This window comes from Geobacillus zalihae NBRC 101842, from assembly GCF_001544135.1.
In the GTDB taxonomy this organism is placed as follows: Bacteria; Bacillota; Bacilli; order Bacillales; family Anoxybacillaceae; genus Geobacillus; species Geobacillus zalihae.
Genome location: NZ_BCPV01000027.1, coordinates 34,351 through 51,843, shown reverse-complemented (window position 1 = coordinate 51,843; position 17,493 = coordinate 34,351). Strand labels below are relative to the sequence as shown.

General features: G+C 52.1%; 20 protein-coding genes. 13 read left to right on the top strand and 7 right to left on the bottom strand.

Annotated features, from left to right (window positions below):
* Window positions 1-286 precede the first annotated feature (286 nt).
* Both GZ1_RS09370 and GZ1_RS09365 read right to left on the bottom strand, forming a co-directional pair.
* Window positions 287-1,444: an aminotransferase A gene (locus GZ1_RS09370; protein WP_013145914.1), complete on the bottom strand. Its 1,158-nt coding sequence runs from the start codon at window positions 1,442-1,444 to the stop codon at window positions 287-289.
* A gap of 153 nt (window positions 1,445-1,597) precedes the next feature.
* On the bottom strand, window positions 1,598-1,825 hold the full coding sequence (locus GZ1_RS09365; RefSeq protein WP_015374326.1) for an IDEAL domain-containing protein: 228 nt from the start codon (window positions 1,823-1,825) through the stop codon (window positions 1,598-1,600).
* 189 nt (window positions 1,826-2,014) lie between these two features.
* Here GZ1_RS09365 and corA point away from each other — a divergent pair, with 189 nt between their 5' ends.
* The 4 genes from corA (at window position 2,015) to GZ1_RS09345 (ending at window position 6,427) form a co-directional block, all read left to right on the top strand.
* Window positions 2,015-3,013: a magnesium/cobalt transporter CorA gene (corA, locus tag GZ1_RS09360; RefSeq protein ID WP_033005298.1), complete on the top strand. Its 999-nt coding sequence runs from the start codon at window positions 2,015-2,017 to the stop codon at window positions 3,011-3,013.
* A gap of 76 nt (window positions 3,014-3,089) precedes the next feature.
* On the top strand, window positions 3,090-3,740 hold the full coding sequence (locus tag GZ1_RS09355; protein WP_015374328.1) for a glycoside hydrolase domain-containing protein: 651 nt from the start codon (window positions 3,090-3,092) through the stop codon (window positions 3,738-3,740).
* Window positions 3,741-3,911: 171 nt separating this feature from the next.
* The gene (locus tag GZ1_RS09350; RefSeq protein WP_060788369.1) at window positions 3,912-5,540 is read left to right on the top strand and encodes a diguanylate cyclase; all 1,629 of its coding nucleotides are present in this window, start codon (window positions 3,912-3,914) and stop codon (window positions 5,538-5,540) included.
* Between the two features lie 119 nt (window positions 5,541-5,659).
* A complete protein-coding gene (locus GZ1_RS09345) occupies window positions 5,660-6,427 on the top strand; it encodes a hypothetical protein (protein WP_015374329.1) in 768 nt (255 codons plus the stop codon).
* Between the two features lie 305 nt (window positions 6,428-6,732).
* On the opposite strand, the gene GZ1_RS09340 is transcribed toward GZ1_RS09345, so the two are convergent.
* A complete protein-coding gene (locus GZ1_RS09340; protein WP_015374330.1) occupies window positions 6,733-7,167 on the bottom strand; it encodes a YkyB family protein in 435 nt (144 codons plus the stop codon).
* A 68-nt stretch (window positions 7,168-7,235) separates the two neighbouring features.
* Entirely contained in the window at window positions 7,236-8,105 is an 870-nt protein-coding gene (locus tag GZ1_RS09335) for a metallophosphoesterase (protein WP_015374331.1), read from the bottom strand.
* A gap of 144 nt (window positions 8,106-8,249) precedes the next feature.
* Here GZ1_RS09335 and fadH point away from each other — a divergent pair, with 144 nt between their 5' ends.
* The 9 genes from fadH to GZ1_RS09290 all read left to right on the top strand — a co-directional run bounded on the left by fadH (window position 8,250) and on the right by GZ1_RS09290 (window position 15,148).
* Entirely contained in the window at window positions 8,250-9,017 is a 768-nt protein-coding gene (gene fadH / locus GZ1_RS09330) for a 2,4-dienoyl-CoA reductase (protein ID WP_060788368.1), read from the top strand.
* Between the two features lie 435 nt (window positions 9,018-9,452).
* Window positions 9,453-10,670, top strand: a complete 1,218-nt coding sequence (locus tag GZ1_RS09325) for an EAL domain-containing protein (RefSeq protein WP_015374332.1) — start codon at window positions 9,453-9,455, stop codon at window positions 10,668-10,670.
* Window positions 10,671-10,718: 48 nt separating this feature from the next.
* Window positions 10,719-10,952: a hypothetical protein gene (locus GZ1_RS09320; RefSeq protein ID WP_013145904.1), complete on the top strand. Its 234-nt coding sequence runs from the start codon at window positions 10,719-10,721 to the stop codon at window positions 10,950-10,952.
* Window positions 10,953-11,139: 187 nt separating this feature from the next.
* Window positions 11,140-11,343: an antirepressor AbbA gene (abbA, locus tag GZ1_RS09315; protein WP_013145903.1), complete on the top strand. Its 204-nt coding sequence runs from the start codon at window positions 11,140-11,142 to the stop codon at window positions 11,341-11,343.
* Between the two features lie 102 nt (window positions 11,344-11,445).
* The gene (cbpB, locus tag GZ1_RS09310; protein WP_011230548.1) at window positions 11,446-11,919 is read left to right on the top strand and encodes a cyclic-di-AMP-binding protein CbpB; all 474 of its coding nucleotides are present in this window, start codon (window positions 11,446-11,448) and stop codon (window positions 11,917-11,919) included.
* Between the two features lie 196 nt (window positions 11,920-12,115).
* Entirely contained in the window at window positions 12,116-12,826 is a 711-nt protein-coding gene (gene dapD, locus GZ1_RS09305; RefSeq protein ID WP_011230549.1) for a 2,3,4,5-tetrahydropyridine-2,6-dicarboxylate N-acetyltransferase, read from the top strand.
* 59 nt (window positions 12,827-12,885) lie between these two features.
* The gene (locus GZ1_RS09300) at window positions 12,886-14,019 is read left to right on the top strand and encodes an N-acetyldiaminopimelate deacetylase (RefSeq protein WP_015374334.1); all 1,134 of its coding nucleotides are present in this window, start codon (window positions 12,886-12,888) and stop codon (window positions 14,017-14,019) included.
* 55 nt (window positions 14,020-14,074) lie between these two features.
* A complete protein-coding gene (locus GZ1_RS09295) occupies window positions 14,075-14,317 on the top strand; it encodes a YkuS family protein (protein ID WP_011230551.1) in 243 nt (80 codons plus the stop codon).
* Window positions 14,318-14,485: 168 nt separating this feature from the next.
* A complete protein-coding gene (locus GZ1_RS09290) occupies window positions 14,486-15,148 on the top strand; it encodes a potassium channel family protein (RefSeq protein ID WP_013145901.1) in 663 nt (220 codons plus the stop codon).
* A 71-nt stretch (window positions 15,149-15,219) separates the two neighbouring features.
* Here the strand turns inward: GZ1_RS09290 and rnjA are convergent, their stop codons facing one another.
* The 3 genes from rnjA to GZ1_RS19600 form a co-directional block, all read right to left on the bottom strand.
* Window positions 15,220-16,887 (bottom strand): ribonuclease J1, encoded by a 1,668-nt coding sequence (gene rnjA / locus GZ1_RS09285; protein WP_011230553.1) that lies wholly within the window; start codon window positions 16,885-16,887, stop codon window positions 15,220-15,222.
* On the bottom strand, window positions 16,884-17,099 hold the full coding sequence (locus tag GZ1_RS09280; RefSeq protein WP_011230554.1) for a DNA-dependent RNA polymerase subunit epsilon: 216 nt from the start codon (window positions 17,097-17,099) through the stop codon (window positions 16,884-16,886). Before GZ1_RS09280 ends, rnjA begins: the two co-directional genes overlap by 4 nt.
* Window positions 17,100-17,245: 146 nt before the next feature.
* Window positions 17,246-17,380, bottom strand: coding sequence for a hypothetical protein (locus tag GZ1_RS19600; RefSeq protein WP_014195339.1), 135 nt, complete (start codon window positions 17,378-17,380; stop codon window positions 17,246-17,248).
* Window positions 17,381-17,493 lie beyond the last annotated feature (113 nt).

Here is a 17,493-nt window from a genome sequence, read left to right as displayed (position 1 = left end):
GGTGTCCCGATCCTTTTGGGACACCCTTTTCTTGCATATTCCCCTAAAGCCAATGGTGAACAAAAGTCGAAAGAAAAGCAGCCTGGCTCTTCATCAAAAGTTGTACTTGATTTTTTCTGAACATACCCTATTTACGCTTGTGAGGGAAAATCAACAAATCAGTGATTTTTGCACATCTTTGTGCAGGAAACCGTATTGCTTGTCAAGTACATGTTGTGGTGAAGAGCCAGCAGCCTTTTTCTTATGGGGGCATGGCGGCCTAAACCGATACGATTTTTGAAAACCGTTACGGTCTGCGGCGCTTCGTTTGGATATACCGCTCGAGCCGGTCAAGCCCTTCTTTGAGCACATCGAGCGAATAAGCGTACGACAGGCGGACATGGCCTTCACCGTATTCAGAAAAGGCGCTGCCGGGAACGAGGGCGACGCCGGCGTTTTCGACGACATCGAGGGCAAAATCAAACGAAGACATGCCAAAGGCGGCGATTGACGGAAACAAGTAAAAGGCTCCATCCGGCTTCTCAACCGGCAGCCCCATGGCGGTGAGACGACTGTAGGCATACTCAAGCCGCTCGGCGTAGGCGGCGCGCATCACCTCGGCGTCGTTTTTGCCGGCGGTCAGCGCCTCCACCGCCGCTTTTTGGCTGATCGATGACGTGCACGAGACGCTGTATTGGTGCACTTTCACCATTTGTTCAACGGCGAACGCTGGAGCGAAGACAAACCCGATGCGCCAACCGGTCATGGAGTGCGATTTGCTTAAACCGTTGATGACGATCGTCTGCTCCGGCAGCCACTCGGCGATCGAGTGATGGCGTCCGTGGTAAACGAGCTCGCTGTAAATTTCATCGGAAACGATCCAAATTGGCCGTCCTTTCAAAAGGGAAGCGATGTTCTCAAGCTCTTCGGCTGACAGCGCCGTCCCGGTTGGATTTGATGGGTATGGAAGAACGAGGCAGCGCGTCTTTTCCGTCAAATAAGGCGCAATGAGCTCAGCCGAGAGACGGAAACCGTTTGGCCTTGTGTCGATGTACACCGGTTTCGCTCCGCACAGGCGGATGAGCGGTTCATAGCCAGGATAGACGGGTGCGGGAAGAAGCACTTCCGTCCCTTCCTCCAAAATCGTGCGAAATGCGATATCAAGCGCTTGGCTGGCGCCGACGGTGGCGATGACTTCGTCCGGCGTGTAGCGAAGGCCGTACTTGTCAGCGACGAATTGGCAAGCCGCCTGGCGCAGTTCCAGCAGGCCGGCGTTCGCTGTATACGTCGTGAAATCGGCGGCGATCGCCTCCTGAGCGGCTGCTTTGACATGATCGGGCGTTGGGAAATCAGGCTGGCCGATCGTCAAGGAAACAAGTCCCGGCCGGTCGGCGACAAGGTTGAAAAATTGGCGGATGCCTGATAACTGAATGGCTTGAACACGTGGTTGAATGAGGTGTTTCACGGTTGTCCACCTTTCTTTTTTGTTTCTATTGTACCATTGGCGAGGAAAACGAAAAAACAAAAATGAGCCCCTTTCCGTCCGGATGGTTCCCACAAACGGAAATGGGGCTCACTCGGTCATCGACGATTCACTTTCCAACTTCGTTCGCTCCTTTTACGCGCCGTATTTTTTCAACAGGTCGTTATATTGGGCGGAAAGCTTGAAAAACAACGGCTTGTCACCGGCCGCGAGCGCTTCATCAATTTGTTCCATCAGTTTTTTTCTTTGAAACTGGAAGATCGCTTCTTTCAGCACTTGTTCGGCCATCGGTCCGTAGCTGCTTTTTTCTTCCGGCTGGTTGAACAAAACGGTGCCTTCATTCGGGTATTGTTTTTCGTACATGATTCAGTCCCTCCCATATGGGAACGAAACAGTTCCCTTTCTTATATTATCGTCGTTTTTGATGCTAATGTAAAGAAAATTTAGATAAATATTTTTTGTCAATTTTTTCTCTACATGATTTTTATACCCGTTTTTTGTTGGGGCTTAACAGTTTTTCGGTTATGATAAGAGGAGAACAAGGCAAAGGTGATGGCGATGATTCGCACGTGTGTCGTGACAAAAGAATTTGAGATTTTGTATGATGTTGACGTAACGCTTGTCAACAGCCCGGATGTCTCATGGTATTGGGTTGACTTTCATGAGCCGACGGATGAGGAATCGGCGCTGCTCGCCTCCTTTTTCCGTTTTCACCCACTGGCGATTGAAGACTGTCTCGAATATGTGCAGCGGCCGAAGCTCGATTTTTATGACCGCTACTTGTTTGTTGTGCTTCATGCCATTGCCGGGATGACGCTGGAGGCTGAGGAAGTCGATTTGTTTGTCGGGCAAAACTTCATCGTTTCGTTTCATAAGTCGCCGATTCATGCCGTCGACGAGGTGTGGGAGCGATTGAAGCATGAAGAAGATGTTCAGCAGGGGCCGTTTCACGTCATGTACCGGCTGATCGACAAGCTTGTGGATGATTATTTTCCACCGCTTTACCATATTGAAGACGTGCTGAACGATTTAGAGGAGAATACGAACAATGAACCGATTCACGACATTATTGAAAAAGTGTTTGACATTCGCGGTGATTTATCGAAGCTGCGCCGAACGATCGTGCCGATGCGCGACTTGTTGTACCGCATCATCCACTCCGACCGGCTGCAGCGCATGAAAGAACGGCAGCTGTACTTTCATGACATTTATGATCATTTGCTGAAGCTGTCGGAAATGATTGAGACAAACCGAGAAATTACCGCGGATATCCGCGACAGCTATTTATCGCTCAACTCGAATCGAATGAACAATATTATGATGACATTTACAGCCATTACGACCATTTTCATGCCGCTCTCCTTTATTGCCGGCATTTATGGGATGAACTTTGATTATATGCCTGAATTGCACTGGAAGTACGGATACTTTGTTGTATTGGCCGCCATGGCGGTGATCGGCATGACGATGTTCGTCTGGTTTAAGCGCAACGGTTGGTTTCAGTTGTTGAAAGGCGACTGGGCGAAGGAGGAGCGAGAGCGCCGCCAGTAGCCGTATAAAACGGGCTGTTCCCCTCATATACATAATTACATCATGACGGCAGCGTAAGCGCGAAGGAGGGGAACCGATGGCAAGAGGAATTTGGGGCGTCGACTCGGCGCAAGCCGTAACGGATCAGCTGTTTCAATGCGTGCGGACGGAGCTTGGCTATCCGAAATTTTGGGGCCGTTATTTGTCGGAAGTGCCGAACGTGTCCGAAGGGTTGACACGCGACGAGATCGCCCGCATCCGCAACTATGGCGTGAAGGTGCTGCCGATTTATAACGCCTTCCGCGAAGCGGTCGGCTATGCGAACGGTCAGGTGGCGGCGCGCAACGCGGTGTTCCATGCGCGGCGGCTCGGCATTCCGAAAAATAAACTGCTGTTTGCCAACATCGAAGACTTTTTCGCTGTGGATGCCGCTTGGATCGCTGCTTGGGTGGAAACGCTCTATCCGACCGGATACCGGCCGGGGCTGTACGCGGACCCGACGAAAGGGGATTTCGCCGCTGCCTATTGCGAGGCGGTCAGCCGGAACAACCAAGTGGCGGTGCAGGCGGTCATTTGGAGCGCCGCACCAAGGCCGGGAACGACGAAAGAGCAGAAAGCGCCGCGCTATCAGCCGGCTGCCCCGCCTTGCAGCGCGAATGTCTGGGTGTGGCAGTACGGACGTGATGCAGAAGTCTGCCCGGTTGACACGAATTTAGCTGACCGACGCCTATTGGACTTTTTGTATTGAACAAAGCCGTTGCAAAAAGGCAGCGGCTTTTTTATGCGGCTAAAGAATTGTTGGCTGTTGCGCGTCTTTTCTTTTAATTTTTTTGCTTGGATTGATTATATTAGTAATAGGAAAAAAGGAGGATGTCAGTCGGTTGGGAAAAACGGAACGATGATCGAAAGGAGAGGGAATATGGATCGATCTGTCGCCTCGTTGTTGGATCGCATCCATGAACAATACGAACGATGGAGGGCGGGGCCGCCGCTTGACGGTGGGGAATTGGCCCGATTTTTCAATGCTGTCGGCCGGACGGCGGCGGTGATTGGTCGCAGCGACATCGCTGCTGAAGCAGAGCGGCTCATTCATCGATTGAACGGCCAAACAAAACGGCAATGGACAGCGGAGGAGGCGCTGATGGAGATGGTTTCTCTCCTTCGCTGCTTCTATGAAGCCGGGGAAGCGGCTTCTGCCGCCATTCCCTCTTCGCACCGCCAAGGGCCGAAAGCAGCGATTCTCCTCTGTGGAAATGATCCCCTGTTTTTTGCTTACGTCCGCGGCGCCCTGCAAACCGTGCCATGGCGTTTCACGACGATTCCCTCCCTTGAGCAGGCGGCCGCGTCGATGTTTCGTCTCAGCCCGGATTGCATCATCGTCAGCGTGAAGGAGGGAGAGTGGGAGAATCCGGACTTGACGGTTTTGCTTGAGCGCGCCGGACAGCGCCCCTATCTTCCTGTTGTCATTGTAAGGAGAGACGAGGGCAAAGAGGGGCGGTTGAAAGGTTATGAGCTTGGCGCGGATGATGTCATCACCACCCCAGCGGCAGATGAGCTGTTCGTTCGCGTTCGCCGGCTCATTGAAAAAAAACGAAAAATCGATGACCTTGTGCTCATTGACGAATTGACAGGTGTGTACAACCGGAAGTATTTGCCGCGGGTATACGCCCGCCTTCGGAGCGACCTCGAGCGTTACGGAGCGCCAAGCTGTTTGGCGTTGCTTGATTTGGACCATTTCAAACAAGTCAATGACCGTTTCGGCCACCTTGCAGGCGATGCGGTATTGCAAAAGCTGGCTGCCTTTTTGCGCCAACATACACGTGGAGTGGATACGGTCGTTCGCTTGGGGGGCGAAGAGTTTGTCGTTTGGCTGGCCAAAACGTCCAAAAGCGAGGCTCGTGCAGTGCTTGAGCGGCTGCAACGCCAGTTCGCCGCCGAAAAAGTCGAAGCGGATGGCGCACTCCTATCATGTACGTTTTCCGCCGGCCTGGTTGAGTGCGATGAACCGGATCGGCCGCTTGACTATTGGCTGCGTCTGGCCGACAAGGCGCTGTATGCGGCGAAACGAGGCGGCGGCAATCGGATCGAAGAGGCGGCGCGTGAGAAAAGCGGTTTTTCGGATGAGGCCCCAAGCCAAGCATCAACGGATCGGTGGCGATGGGCGATTGCCATCGTAGACGACGATGAACTCGTGCGGATGATGATTGCTGATCTTGTCCGCAAGCTCGTCAATGAACAGGGGAGGAAAGCAGACATTTACGAGTTTGGCGACGGCCTTTCGTTTCTCGAATCTCCGTTTTATCAAAGCGGGCGGCAATCTGTCGTCATTTTGGATCGGGTGATGCCAAAAATGGACGGCCTTGAAGTGCTGAACCGCCTCCGTCAAGAGCGAAAGCCATACAAGGTGATGATGCTGACGTCGCGCCAAGATGAGCGGGATATTGCCCATGCGCTGAACCGAGGAGCGGACGAGTATGTGACAAAGCCGTTTAAATGGCTTGAGCTTGAGGCGCGGCTGCGCCGGCTGTTGAAGGAGTTGGAGGAGTGATGGCGCTTTTTTCTGCCTTAGCCGCAACGATTGTTTTCCTTGCACTGTTAGTAAACCTCTTTCTCTATTTGGTGGTGCGAAAATGGAGGGAAAATAGACGCCAGGCAGAGATCAGGGTTTTGAAGAAGCGGTTCCATCTTCCGCTGTTTCGTTATGTGCTCGGCGAAGAGGAAGAGCTGCCGTTGCCGTCTTCGCCGCTTGAGCGTGAGGCGATGATGGAGCTTCTTGACCATTTCGCTTCGCTCTTGAAAGGAGAAAAGGTGCAGGAGAGAATCCGAACATTGGCGGAAAAGCATTTTCAAGGATGGCTGCGCCGCCGGTTGTCAAGCCGGGATTGGAGCGAGCGGATGAACGCACTGTTTCTGATCGAGGATTTGCAGATGAAGGCGATGCTGCCGGAGATGGAGCGGTTGTACCTCTCCGACCGGGTGACGAGAGGAGAAGAAGCAAAACTGTTGACGATTTTCGCCCGATTTGACTATAGCTCAGTGGTGGCCTACGTGCTTGAGCCGAAATATGAATTGACCGAGTTTGCGTACCGAGTTATTTTTGGCCATATGAGCGAGCGGCTGCTTCGACAGGTGGAACAGCGATTTGATGAGCTGACGCGGGCGGGGAAATGCGCGTTCGTGGATATGATCGGCATCCGCCGGCGCGAGGAGCGGTCGTTTTTGCTGGAGCTGTTGGCATCCGATGAGTTGGAGCTTCGCGTTCGCGCGCTCAAGGCGATGGCGGAAATCGGCATGCCGCTTGAAGCGGAGAGGCTCAAGCAGCATTTGTGCTCCTTTAGAGGACTGGTGATTGAACAGGGAAGGCGGCTCAATCCTGTTTTTCCTCAAACGGAGAAGCCTTACGGATATTGGCTCTTCACCACAACATGTACTTGACAAGCAATACGGTTTCCTGCACAAAGATGTGCAAAAATCACTGATTTGTTGATTTTCCCTCACAAGCGTAAATAGGGTATGTTCAGAAAAAATCAAGTACAACTTTTGGTGAAGAGCCACAAAAAAATTCGTCATCAGCAGAAGGATGAACATGTCCCTATATTGAGCGCTGCCACTTTACACATTTTGGAGTTCGGGTATTTTTAGGATTGGTGAAAAAACAGGGTGAAACAAAAGAGAGATCGATGTTTCTGCTGCCGGCTCGGTGCTAAGATGCCCCCCTTGTTGAAAAAACAGGCGTCCGCTTAATAGCGGTCGCCGAGTCGTTTAAATACGGGTTTTGTCAGCCGTTTCGGCTTTTGTTCCGGCTTTTCTTTTAATCCGGTGTAGGCCATGAGAATGGCTTTTGCCTCTGACAGCGGCATCCGAGCTGGAGGGTTGCGGTATGAATCGTTGAGAGCGCCAAGGTGCGGAAGGGCGGCGAAATCTTGTTTTGTCGGTGGGATGTGGAAGTAGTAGTCGCCGACGGCGACAAGCACGTCGGATTGTTGTTGGCTGTATTTCGGATTGCGGGAAAAATGGAGGCCCACTTTTTTCGCCTTCCCCTCCTCGAGCAGCTTTTCAATCGCCTTTTTCTTTAGAAGATAAAGGAATGCAGGATTCAACGCGGTTTTCGCATGGCGGTTGACGGTAAAAATCGCTTTGGCAATATTGTCGACCGTCAATTGCAACGGTTTCATCGGCATGTCTCCTTTTTTCTTTCTATTATAACATAGGAAGCAGCGTTGTTGGCCGGTTTGTCCTACTTCTAGCCGGGGGTAAGCGAAAAAACGGTCAACTCCGGCGGAGCGAAGAAGCGAAGCGGCACCCGCGTCGTGCCAAGGCCGCGGTTGACGTACAACAAGAGTCCGCCGACGTGGTAAAACCCTTCATAATACCGCTCAGACAACGGCGGCGTGATAAGCGGCCCGATAAACGGCAACTGAATTTGCCCGCCGTGGCTATGGCCAGACAGTTGAACGTGAATAGGGAAGCGGCGAGCCTCAATGGCACCGTCCGGCTCATGAACGAGGGCGATCGTATATGTCGCCCGCGGAATGCCGTTCGTCATTTTCGACCAGTCCGGGCGTCCGAGCATCATATCGTCGCTGCCGGCGATCGCGATCGCCCCGTGGCCGCGCCGGACGAGTGCATGCTCATTGACGAGAACGCGGAACCCGGCTCGTTCCATCAATCGACGGTAAATATCTGTTCCATAGCCGCCGTGATCATGGTTTCCGTAAATACAAAATTTCCCAAGAGGAGCGCGGACGCCGGCCAACGCCTCAGCGACCGCGTCGACGTGCGGATACCGGTTCGCCTCATGGAGCAGATCGCCTGTGAATACGACGAGATCGGGCCCGAGTTCGTTGATGCGGCCCATGATGCGGTAAAAGCGTTCCAAGCCGTAATAATGGCCGAGATGGAGATCACTGAACTGCAGCAGCTTGACGCCGGCAAACGACTTTGGGATCAGCGGATGCGACAGTGCATGGTGCGTCACGGTCAGCTCGGCTGGCTCAATCCAGCGGGCGTAGCCAGAGGCGGCTGCCATCGCCAGCGCTGCGCTGAAACTTGTGCGCGCCAGCTTTTTCAAAAAGGCGCGCCGGCTTAGTTTGGTTGTTTCGATATGGTGCATCGTTTCGCCGTCCTTTCACAAGTAGCTTTATTATAACGAAAAGGGGGAGAGAAGGACAATAGGGGAACAATAATGTTCGAATATTCCGCTATTTTATGATATGATAGAAATGAATGAGTAATCAGTCATTAGGAGGAGAAATGGATGAACGGAAAAGTGATCATTGTGACCGGCGGGTCGAGCGGAATGGGGAAATATATGGCGAAGCGGTTTGTTTCTGAGGGGGCCAACGTCGTCATTACGGGAAGGCGGGCCGAGGCGCTCGAAGAGGCCAAGCGGGAAATCGCCGCGCCGGATGGAGGGAAAGTGCTTACGATCCCGATGGATGTGCGCAACCCGGAACAAGTGGCGCACATGGTGGAGCGGACTGATGCGGAATTCGGCCGCATCGATGCCCTCATCAACAATGCGGCGGGCAATTTCATTTGCCCGGCGGAAAAGTTGTCGATCAACGGCTGGAACAGCGTCATTAACATTGTGTTAAACGGCACGTTTTACTGCAGCCGGGAAGTCGGCAACTACTGGATTCAGCTCGGCTTGAAAGGGAACATTATCAACATCGTTGCGACATATGCCTGGCATGCCGGCGCCGGGGTCATTCATTCAGCGAGCGCCAAGGCTGGAGTGCTGGCAATGACGCGCACGCTTGCTGTGGAATGGGGGAAAAAGTACGGCTTCCGCGTCAATGCGATCGCTCCCGGACCGATCGAACGGACCGGCGGGGCGGAGCGGCTTTGGGAATCAGAGGAAGCGGAGCGGATGACGTTGGAAAGCGTGCCGCTCGGGCGGCTCGGGACGCCGGAAGAAATCGCGGCGGTCGCCTCGTTTTTGCTTTCGGATGAAGCCGCTTACATTAACGGCGCTTGCATCACAGTCGACGGCGGCCAATGGCTGAACCGGCGGCCGTTTTAACATCTTTCCGAAAGAAGTCTCCCACTTTGAAACGAAGTGAAAGTGGGAGATGAATTCGGTTGGCGTTAGCCAACGAATAGGATAGAATATGGCTAGAACGGACACCTTCGGAACGAAGGGAAGCGTAAAGGGTTCTTGTGTGTGGCTTACCGTTCGGCGAACACACACAAGTCGCTTGAAGCCCCCATCTCTAAGCGAAGCGTAGGTGGTGGGTAGTTCACTCAAATTTGCCGTAAAGAAAGATGGTCCTCACCCAAAAGGGATTGCAGGCGGTATTTCTTCATTTATCGCGGGCAACCGGCTCATTGCACGTAACGGCTTTTGTCACAAGCGGATTCCCTGCTGTCAGGGGAGCCGCTTTTTTTACGTCAGGAACGATTGGGCAATTATGCTATAATAAAGGCAAAGATGGTCGATGGGAATGAGGTGGGCACGATGGATGCATTAGACGTTATGGCCAACTTGCCGCAAGTGATTCCGCACTATCAACCGATTTTCAGCGCCGATGAGCATGGGGTCGTCGGCTATGAAGTGCTCGGTCGGTTTCAAACGGAAACAGGGCCGGTCAGCCTTGGGCCGTTTTTTCACGATGAAACCATTCCAGAAGAATTTCGCATCGAAGTGGATGATGTGGTTACGAAAAAGGCGCTCGACTATTTTCTGTCGCTTGATGATCAAACGTTGCTCATTTTTTTAAACCGTGATGCCAACTTGCTGATGCTTGACCGCGGCGAGTCGTTTTTGCAGCTGCTTCTCACCTACGAAGCGAAAGGGTTGGCGCTAAGCCGCATCGTTTTGGAAATCAACGAGCAGCATTTCAAGGGAGACGTCGATCAGCTCAGCCATTTATTGACGTATCTTCGTACATACGGCGTTAAAGTGGCGGTCGACAACATCGCCGAACATAGCATTCATCTTGAGCGAATCGGCGTCTTGTCGCCTGACATTTTAAAAATCGATTTGCGTGAATTGCGGAAAACGTCCGTTCATCAAGCATACCAGGAAATCGTTCACTCGATTTCGCTGTTGGCGCGCAAAATCGGAGCGACGCTCCTGTATGAGGACATCGAAACGTCATTTCAGCTTCAGTATGCTTGGCGGCATGGCGGCCGCTATTATCAAGGGTATTATTTGGCCAAGCCGGCGCCTGAGGTTGTGCCGCGCGATTTGTTGAAAGACTTGCTCCGCCAAGAGTGCCATCGCTTCATCCAGCAGGAAAAGAAAAAGCTTGAAACGCTGTATCAAATTGCTGAGCAGTTTCAGCAGCGGATCAGCGCGCTGCTTGGCAAATACAAAAAAGCCGCCGATTTTAACGAGCTCATTTCCCTGTTGGCCGGCGAGCTCGACGATGTTTGCTTCCGCATTTATGTTTGTGATGAGGACGGCTTCCAGCAGTCGGGCAATATGTTCAAGCGCGGCGGCCGGTGGGAGCTTCAGCCGCAATATTATATGAAAAACTGGAGCTGGCGCCCATATTTTTTGGAAAACATTATTCGCATGCGCTCGCGCCGAAGAGGGATTTTGTCCGATTTATACACGGATATTGAAACAGGGGAAACGATCCGGACGTATTCGTATCCGATCGATGAGCGCCATTACTTGTTTATTGACTTGTCGTACAGCTATTTGTTTGAGCATGACGCCCATTATTGACTGCATAAAATCGCCTCATTGCGGCAAAGTAAGCATGAGGTGAAACGTATGGCACAGCTGACTTTCGTATTATCTGTCCTTTCTGTATTGATTGCGGTGATTGGATTTATCTATACGGTCCGTCTCGGCCGCCAGCAGCGCTGGCAAGGAGAGCTTGACGGGCCGATCCCGAAAACGGTCGAGGAGCATGCCTATTTGCGCAACCCGATATTGCTTGCGTATGTGCTCGCCGTCTTGCTTGCTGTGTTTGCCATCGGTTATTTGGCGCTTCGATATTATTGAACGGAAGGTGTCCCAACAAGGCGGGACACCTTTTTTGATGGCCGCCATGCACAAAATATCACGCATCTGTCTGCTTTAAGGAGAGAAAACCGTTTTTTGGTCGCTTGGAAATGACGGTTTTTTCCATGACTTTTTTCCTTTGCCGGCGAATATATATGGAAGCGGAAGAGGCAAAGGGGGAATGGAGATGACGAAGCGGCTGCCGACAAGGCTGTCGGGCGAGGAAGCGGCGTTATTGCTTGACGTTTTGTTCAGCCAGCAATATGCACTCGAGCTCATCCGCTCCGAGCTGGCGGATATCGAAAACGGAGACAAGGAGGTCGATGAACACCGGTACCGGCAGCTGTTGCGTTTATACGACCGCCTGTTGACAGAGGAAGAGGAAGGATAAAAATTGTTGTGCACTATCGCTATCGCAGGAAGCGATAGTCTTTTTTATGGTATGATAACAGTGTGGAGAGGAGAAGATGCAGAAGAAAGGCGGAACATCGGCATGACATGGGAACACAATGAATTCATGCAAATGACTGTCAAGCCATTTCTGATTCCGGCGGATAAAGTGGCGCATGTGCAGCCGGGAAATTATTTGGATCATGCGCTGCTCGTCCTGACGAAAACCGGCTATTCGGCGATTCCGGTATTGGACACATCTTATAAGCTTCACGGGCTCATCAGCATGACGATGATGATGGATGCAATTTTAGGATTGGAGCGCATCGAATTTGAACGTCTCGAGACGATGAAGGTCGAAGAAGTGATGAACCGAAACATTCCGCGCCTGCGGCTTGACGACAGCCTGATGAAGGCAGTGGGGCTTATTGTCAACCATCCGTTCGTGTGTGTGGAAAATGACGACGGCTATTTTGCAGGCATTTTCACTCGACGGGAAGTACTGAAGCAACTGAATAAACAGCTGCACAGGCCTAATGGCGGCCGGAAGCTAGGCCGAAAAGAGGCTGAACAATGAGCAGAAAGGTAATCGTGTGCAATAACAAGAGCAGCTGGCTTTGGCTGATCAGTTCGGAAGCTGCGTGGCAACTTCCGCAAGTACAAGCCTTCGAGAAGATATTTACAGCATTTTGCTCGATGAATTTGTGCTTGTCACAATGATCTCTGTTTTGCTAAAGTAAAAAAGAATACAGGTGTAAAGGAGGATATCGCCCATGAAGATGATGGACGCCAATGAAATCATTTCCTTTATTCAAAACAGCAAAAAATCGACACCAGTCAAAGTATACATAAAAGGGGATCTCGAAGGCATCGATTTCGGCTCAAGCGCGAAAACGTTTATTACCGGCAACGTCGGCGTCGTGTTTGGCGAATGGCAAGACATTCAAGCGGCAATCGAAGCGAATCAAGACAAAATCGAGGACTATGTCGTCGAGAACGACCGCCGCAACTCGGCCATTCCGCTTTTGGATTTGAAAGGCATCAAGGCGCGCATTGAGCCGGGCGCTATCATCCGCGACCATGTCGAAATCGGCGACAACGCCGTCATTATGATGGGAGCGGTCATCAATATCGGCGCCGTCGTCGGCGAAGGAACGATGATCGACATGAACGCGGTGCTCGGCGGCCGGGCGACGGTCGGGAAAAACTGCCATATCGGCGCCGGCGCGGTGTTGGCAGGCGTGATCGAGCCGCCATCAGCCAAGCCGGTCGTCATTGAAGACGATGTGCTCGTCGGAGCGAATGCCGTTATTTTGGAAGGCGTCACGGTCGGCAAAGGAGCGGTTGTGGCTGCCGGCGCCGTTGTTGTCGAAGACGTGCCGCCGTATACGGTCGTGGCCGGCGTGCCGGCGCGCGTCATTAAGCAGATCGACGAGCAAACGCGGGCGAAAACGGAGATTAAGCAGGAGCTTCGCCAATTATAATCATCATAAAAGCTGTCCCTTCACACGAGGACAGCTTTTTTACCCATGGAGGAGAGACGATGTCTGCGATCAGCCCATTTGTCGCCATTCGCCGCGACTTGCATCAAATTCCGGAGCTTGGGTTTCAGGAGTTTAAGACGCAGCAATATTTGCTTCGCTATATCCAGTCCCTGCCGCAAGAGCGGCTTCAAGTCCGGACGTGGAAAACCGGGATTTTCGTCAAAGTCAACGGAACATCGCCGCGCAAAACGATCGGCTACCGCGCCGATATGGACGGGCTGCCGATTCGCGAGGAGACCGGCTTGCCGTATCGGTCGAAACATGAAGGGCACATGCACGCGTGCGGCCACGATGTGCATATGAGCATCGCTCTTGGCGTGCTCACCCATTTTGCTCATCATCCATTGGAAGATGATTTGCTGTTTGTGTTCCAGCCGGCCGAGGAAGGACCGGGCGGAGCAAAGCCAATGTTAGAAAGCGACATCATGCGGGAATGGAAGCCGGATATGATCGTCGCCTTGCATATTGCGCCGGAATATCCAGTCGGTACGATTGCAACGAAAGAAGGGTTGCTGTTTGCCAATACGTCGGAGCTGTTTATTGATTTGAAGGGAAGAGGTGGCCACGCGGCGTTTCCGCATTTAGCGAATGACATGGTCGTCGCCGCCTGCGCATTGGTGACGCAGCTGCAGTCGATCGTCGCCCGCAACGTCGATCCGCTTGACAGCGCGGTCATTACGATCGGGAAAATTGCCGGCGGGACGGTGCAAAACGTCATTGCGGAGCACGCCCGGCTCGAAGGAACGATTCGGACGCTGTCGACTGCAGCGATGCAGAAGGTGAAGCGGCGGATTGAAGCGATCGTGCATGGCATTGAAGTCGCGTACGAATGTGAAACATCCATCGATTACGGTGCCATGTACCATGAAGTGTACAATGATCCGGATCTGACAGCGGAATTTATGAAGTTTGCCAAGGCGCACGGCGGCGTGAATGTGATCCGTTGCAAAGAAGCGATGACTGGCGAAGATTTCGGCTATATGTTGGCGGAAATTCCTGGATTTATGTTTTGGCTCGGTGTTGATTCGCCATATGGGCTGCACCATGCAAAACTGGTTCCGAACGAGGAAGCGATCGACCGCGCCATCGCGTTTTTAATCGACTATTTTTCATGGAAAGGAAACGCAGAATGAAGTATAGTTCCGCCTCTAGCAACACACATTAATGAGTGTGGGGAGGTGGATTGTGATGGCGAAAATTGGTGTTGAGCCATCGTTGACGGATGTACAGGAAGCGTTGAAAGAGCGAGGATATGACGTTGTGCCGCTCCGAGGGGAGCAAGACGCAAGAGGCTGCGACTGCTGCGTCATTACCGGCCTGGACGCCAATATCGCCGGCATTCACAACATCGTGACGTCCGGTCCGGTCATTGAAGCGAGCGGGCTCACCGCAGAAGAGATTTGCCAAAAAGTCGAAGAAAAACTTCGCTGATGACGAACGTTCGGACTGTGTGCGCTGGCAGCCCGTTTTTGGCGAAATGGCGAAATCGCATAGCGTAAAGGAATGGTGGAAAAGGAACGAAGAACGTTTTCGTTCCTTTTTCTTTTTTGCTAAAATAAGGGGAAGAAACAATGCTTGATCAACGATGGAGGAGTGTCAATGAAAAAGAAACAGTTTGCCGTCATCGGCCTCGGGCGCTTTGGCGGCAGCATCTGCCGGACGCTGAGCGAACAAGGGATGGAAGTATTGGCCATTGATATTGATGAAGACCGGGTAAACGAATTTGCGTCGATCGCTTCGCACGCCGTCGTCGGCGACACGACCGATGAAAACGTGCTGAAAAGTTTAGGCATCCGCAACTTCGACCATGTCATTGTCGCGATCGGCGACAACATCCAGGCGAGCATTTTGACGACCCTGATTTTAAAAGAGCTCGGCGTCAACCATATTACGGTCAAGGCAACGAACGATTACCATGAGAAAGTGCTGAAAAAAATCGGCGCTGATCAAATCGTGCATCCAGAGCGCGACATGGGCGAGCGGATCGCTCACAATTTGATTTCCAACAACGTCCTAGATTATCTGGAGCTGTCGGACAAATACAGCATTGTCGAAATCGTGGCAAGCGAGCGGCTTGACGGCCATTCGCTTTTGGAGCTTGACATCCGCGCCCGCTATGGCATCAACATCGTCGCCATCAAGCGTGGAGCAAGCGTCATCGTCTCCCCGCTCGCTTCGGAAATCATCCGCAAAGGCGACGTGTTGGTCGTCATCGGCGCTGACAGCGACATTGACCGGTTTGAGGAAAAAGTGGTCGGTTGACGGCTGGCAGGCGGCCTGTGCATGATGATGACGGAAAAAGGGCATCCTTTTGCAAGGACGCCCTTTTTTCTTTAGATTTCCATGATGATCGGCAAAATCATTGGCCGCCGTTTCGTCCGCTCGTACAAGAACGGAGCGAGCGTTTCCGTAATTTCGTTTTTGATCTCCGACCATTGGTTCGTTTTCCGTTCCAGCACTTTTTCGAGATGCTTGGAGATCAACACTTGCGCTTCGCTGATTAAGTCACCTGACTCACGCATATAGACGAAGCCGCGAGAAATAATGTCCGGGCCGGCGGCGATTTTGAACTCTTTCATGTTGATGCTGACGACGACAATCACGAGCCCTTCCTCAGACAAAATGCGGCGGTCGCGCAAGACGATGTTGCCGATGTCGCCGACACCGCTGCCGTCGATGTAGACGGAGCCGGACGGGATCTTGCCGACGATGCGCGCTTCTTTGTCGCTGATGCCAAGCACTTCGCCGTTGTCCATAATAAAGCAGTTTTCCTCCGGCACGCCGCAGTCGATGGCGAGCTTGGCGTGCATTTTTTGCATGCGGTATTCGCCGTGGATCGGCATGAAATATTTCGGCTTCATCAGCCGGATCATCAATTTTTGTTCTTCCTGCCCACCGTGGCCGGACGTATGGATGTCGTTGAGCGGGCCATGGATGACTTCTGCACCGGCGCGGTACAGCATGTTGATTGTCCGGTTGACGCTCACCGTGTTGCCCGGAATCGGCGATGAGGAAAAGACGACCGTGTCGCCCGGGATGATTTGAATTTGCCGGTGCGTGCCGTTGGCGATGCGCGACAAGGCGGCCATCGGCTCCCCTTGGCTGCCGGTGCATAAAATCGTCACCCGGTTGGCCGGCAGGCGGTTGATTTCGTTCGCGTCGACGAACGTGCCTTTCGGACATTTGATATAGCCGAGGTCTTGTCCGATCTCAATCGCCGCTTCCATGCTTCGACCGAAGACAGCGATTTTTCGGTTGTTGGCGACGGCTGCTTCCGTCACCTGTTGGAGACGGTGGATGTTGGATGCAAATGTGGCGAAAATGATGCGTCCTTCCACCTTGCGGAAAATGTCGTGAATGCTTTCACCGACGCGCCGCTCCGACATCGTAAAATGCGGGATCTCGCTGTTCGTGCTGTCCGACAGCAGGCAAAGAACTCCCTCTTTCCCAATTTCGGCCATTTTTGTCAAATTGGCCGGCTCGCCGACCGGCGTAAAGTCGAATTTAAAATCCCCAGTGTGAACGATTTGCCCGACTGGCGTTTTCACAACAATACCGTAGCTGTCCGGAATGCTGTGTGTCGTCCGGAAAAAGGTGACGGCCGTTTTTTGGAAGCGGATGACATCGTCTTCGCGAATCTCAATGAGTTTCGCTTGGCGCAACAATCCATGTTCCTCAAGCTTATTGCGAATCAGCCCAAGCGCTAATTTGCCGCCGTAAATCGGGATGTTCACCTGCCGGAGCAAATACGGAATGCCGCCGATATGGTCTTCGTGCCCGTGGGTGATGAACAGTCCTTTCACTTTGTCCGCGTGCTTCACTAAATAGGAGTAGTCTGGAATGACATAGTCGATCCCAAGCAGCTCATCTTCCGGAAACTTAATGCCTGCGTCAATGACAATGATTTCGTCTTGGAATTGTACGCCGTATGTATTTTTTCCGATTTCACCCAGTCCGCCGAGGGCAAAAACGCCAACTTGCTGGTCTGTCAACAGCTTCATGATGAAATCTCCAATACTTGAAAGTTCGGGCTTTTCTTTTCGTATTCTAGATGCGCTCCCTCTAACGGCTGAATATACTCAATATTGATCGGACGGCCTTCGAGTTTTCGGCGTACATCCCGCTCTGATTCTGCTTCGATGTAGAGTGTTTTCGTTTTTTCTCTCACGGGCGCCTCGTCTGCGTTTTCTTGGTAAAACACTTTGAAAATCATCGTGAAATCTCTCCTTATCGTACAATGGTTGCTCTATCTATTATATAAGAATGTAACGTTCTTTTCATGTATTTTGTTGCCAAAAGCAAAAAACAGGCGTGAGATGTGCCGACGATATGCATCATCTTTGATGAATGTTGCCCGCTTTATTCGCCAAAGTGGGAAAGAAGCCCTTCGAATGGAAGGGCTGTTGTTGTAACGGTCAGGCGATCAATTTTTTCCGGAGCAGGTCTTTCCACTGTTGAAGCAGCTTTTTTTTCAGCTTTTTCAACATGTTTCATCACTCCTTACCTTTTATTGTACTCATTTTGCGGTGAAAGTAAATGTTCTATTCTATATGATATGTAGGCGGAGGTTTGTTTTTCATGGGTAAAAATGGGACAGATCGTGCCTC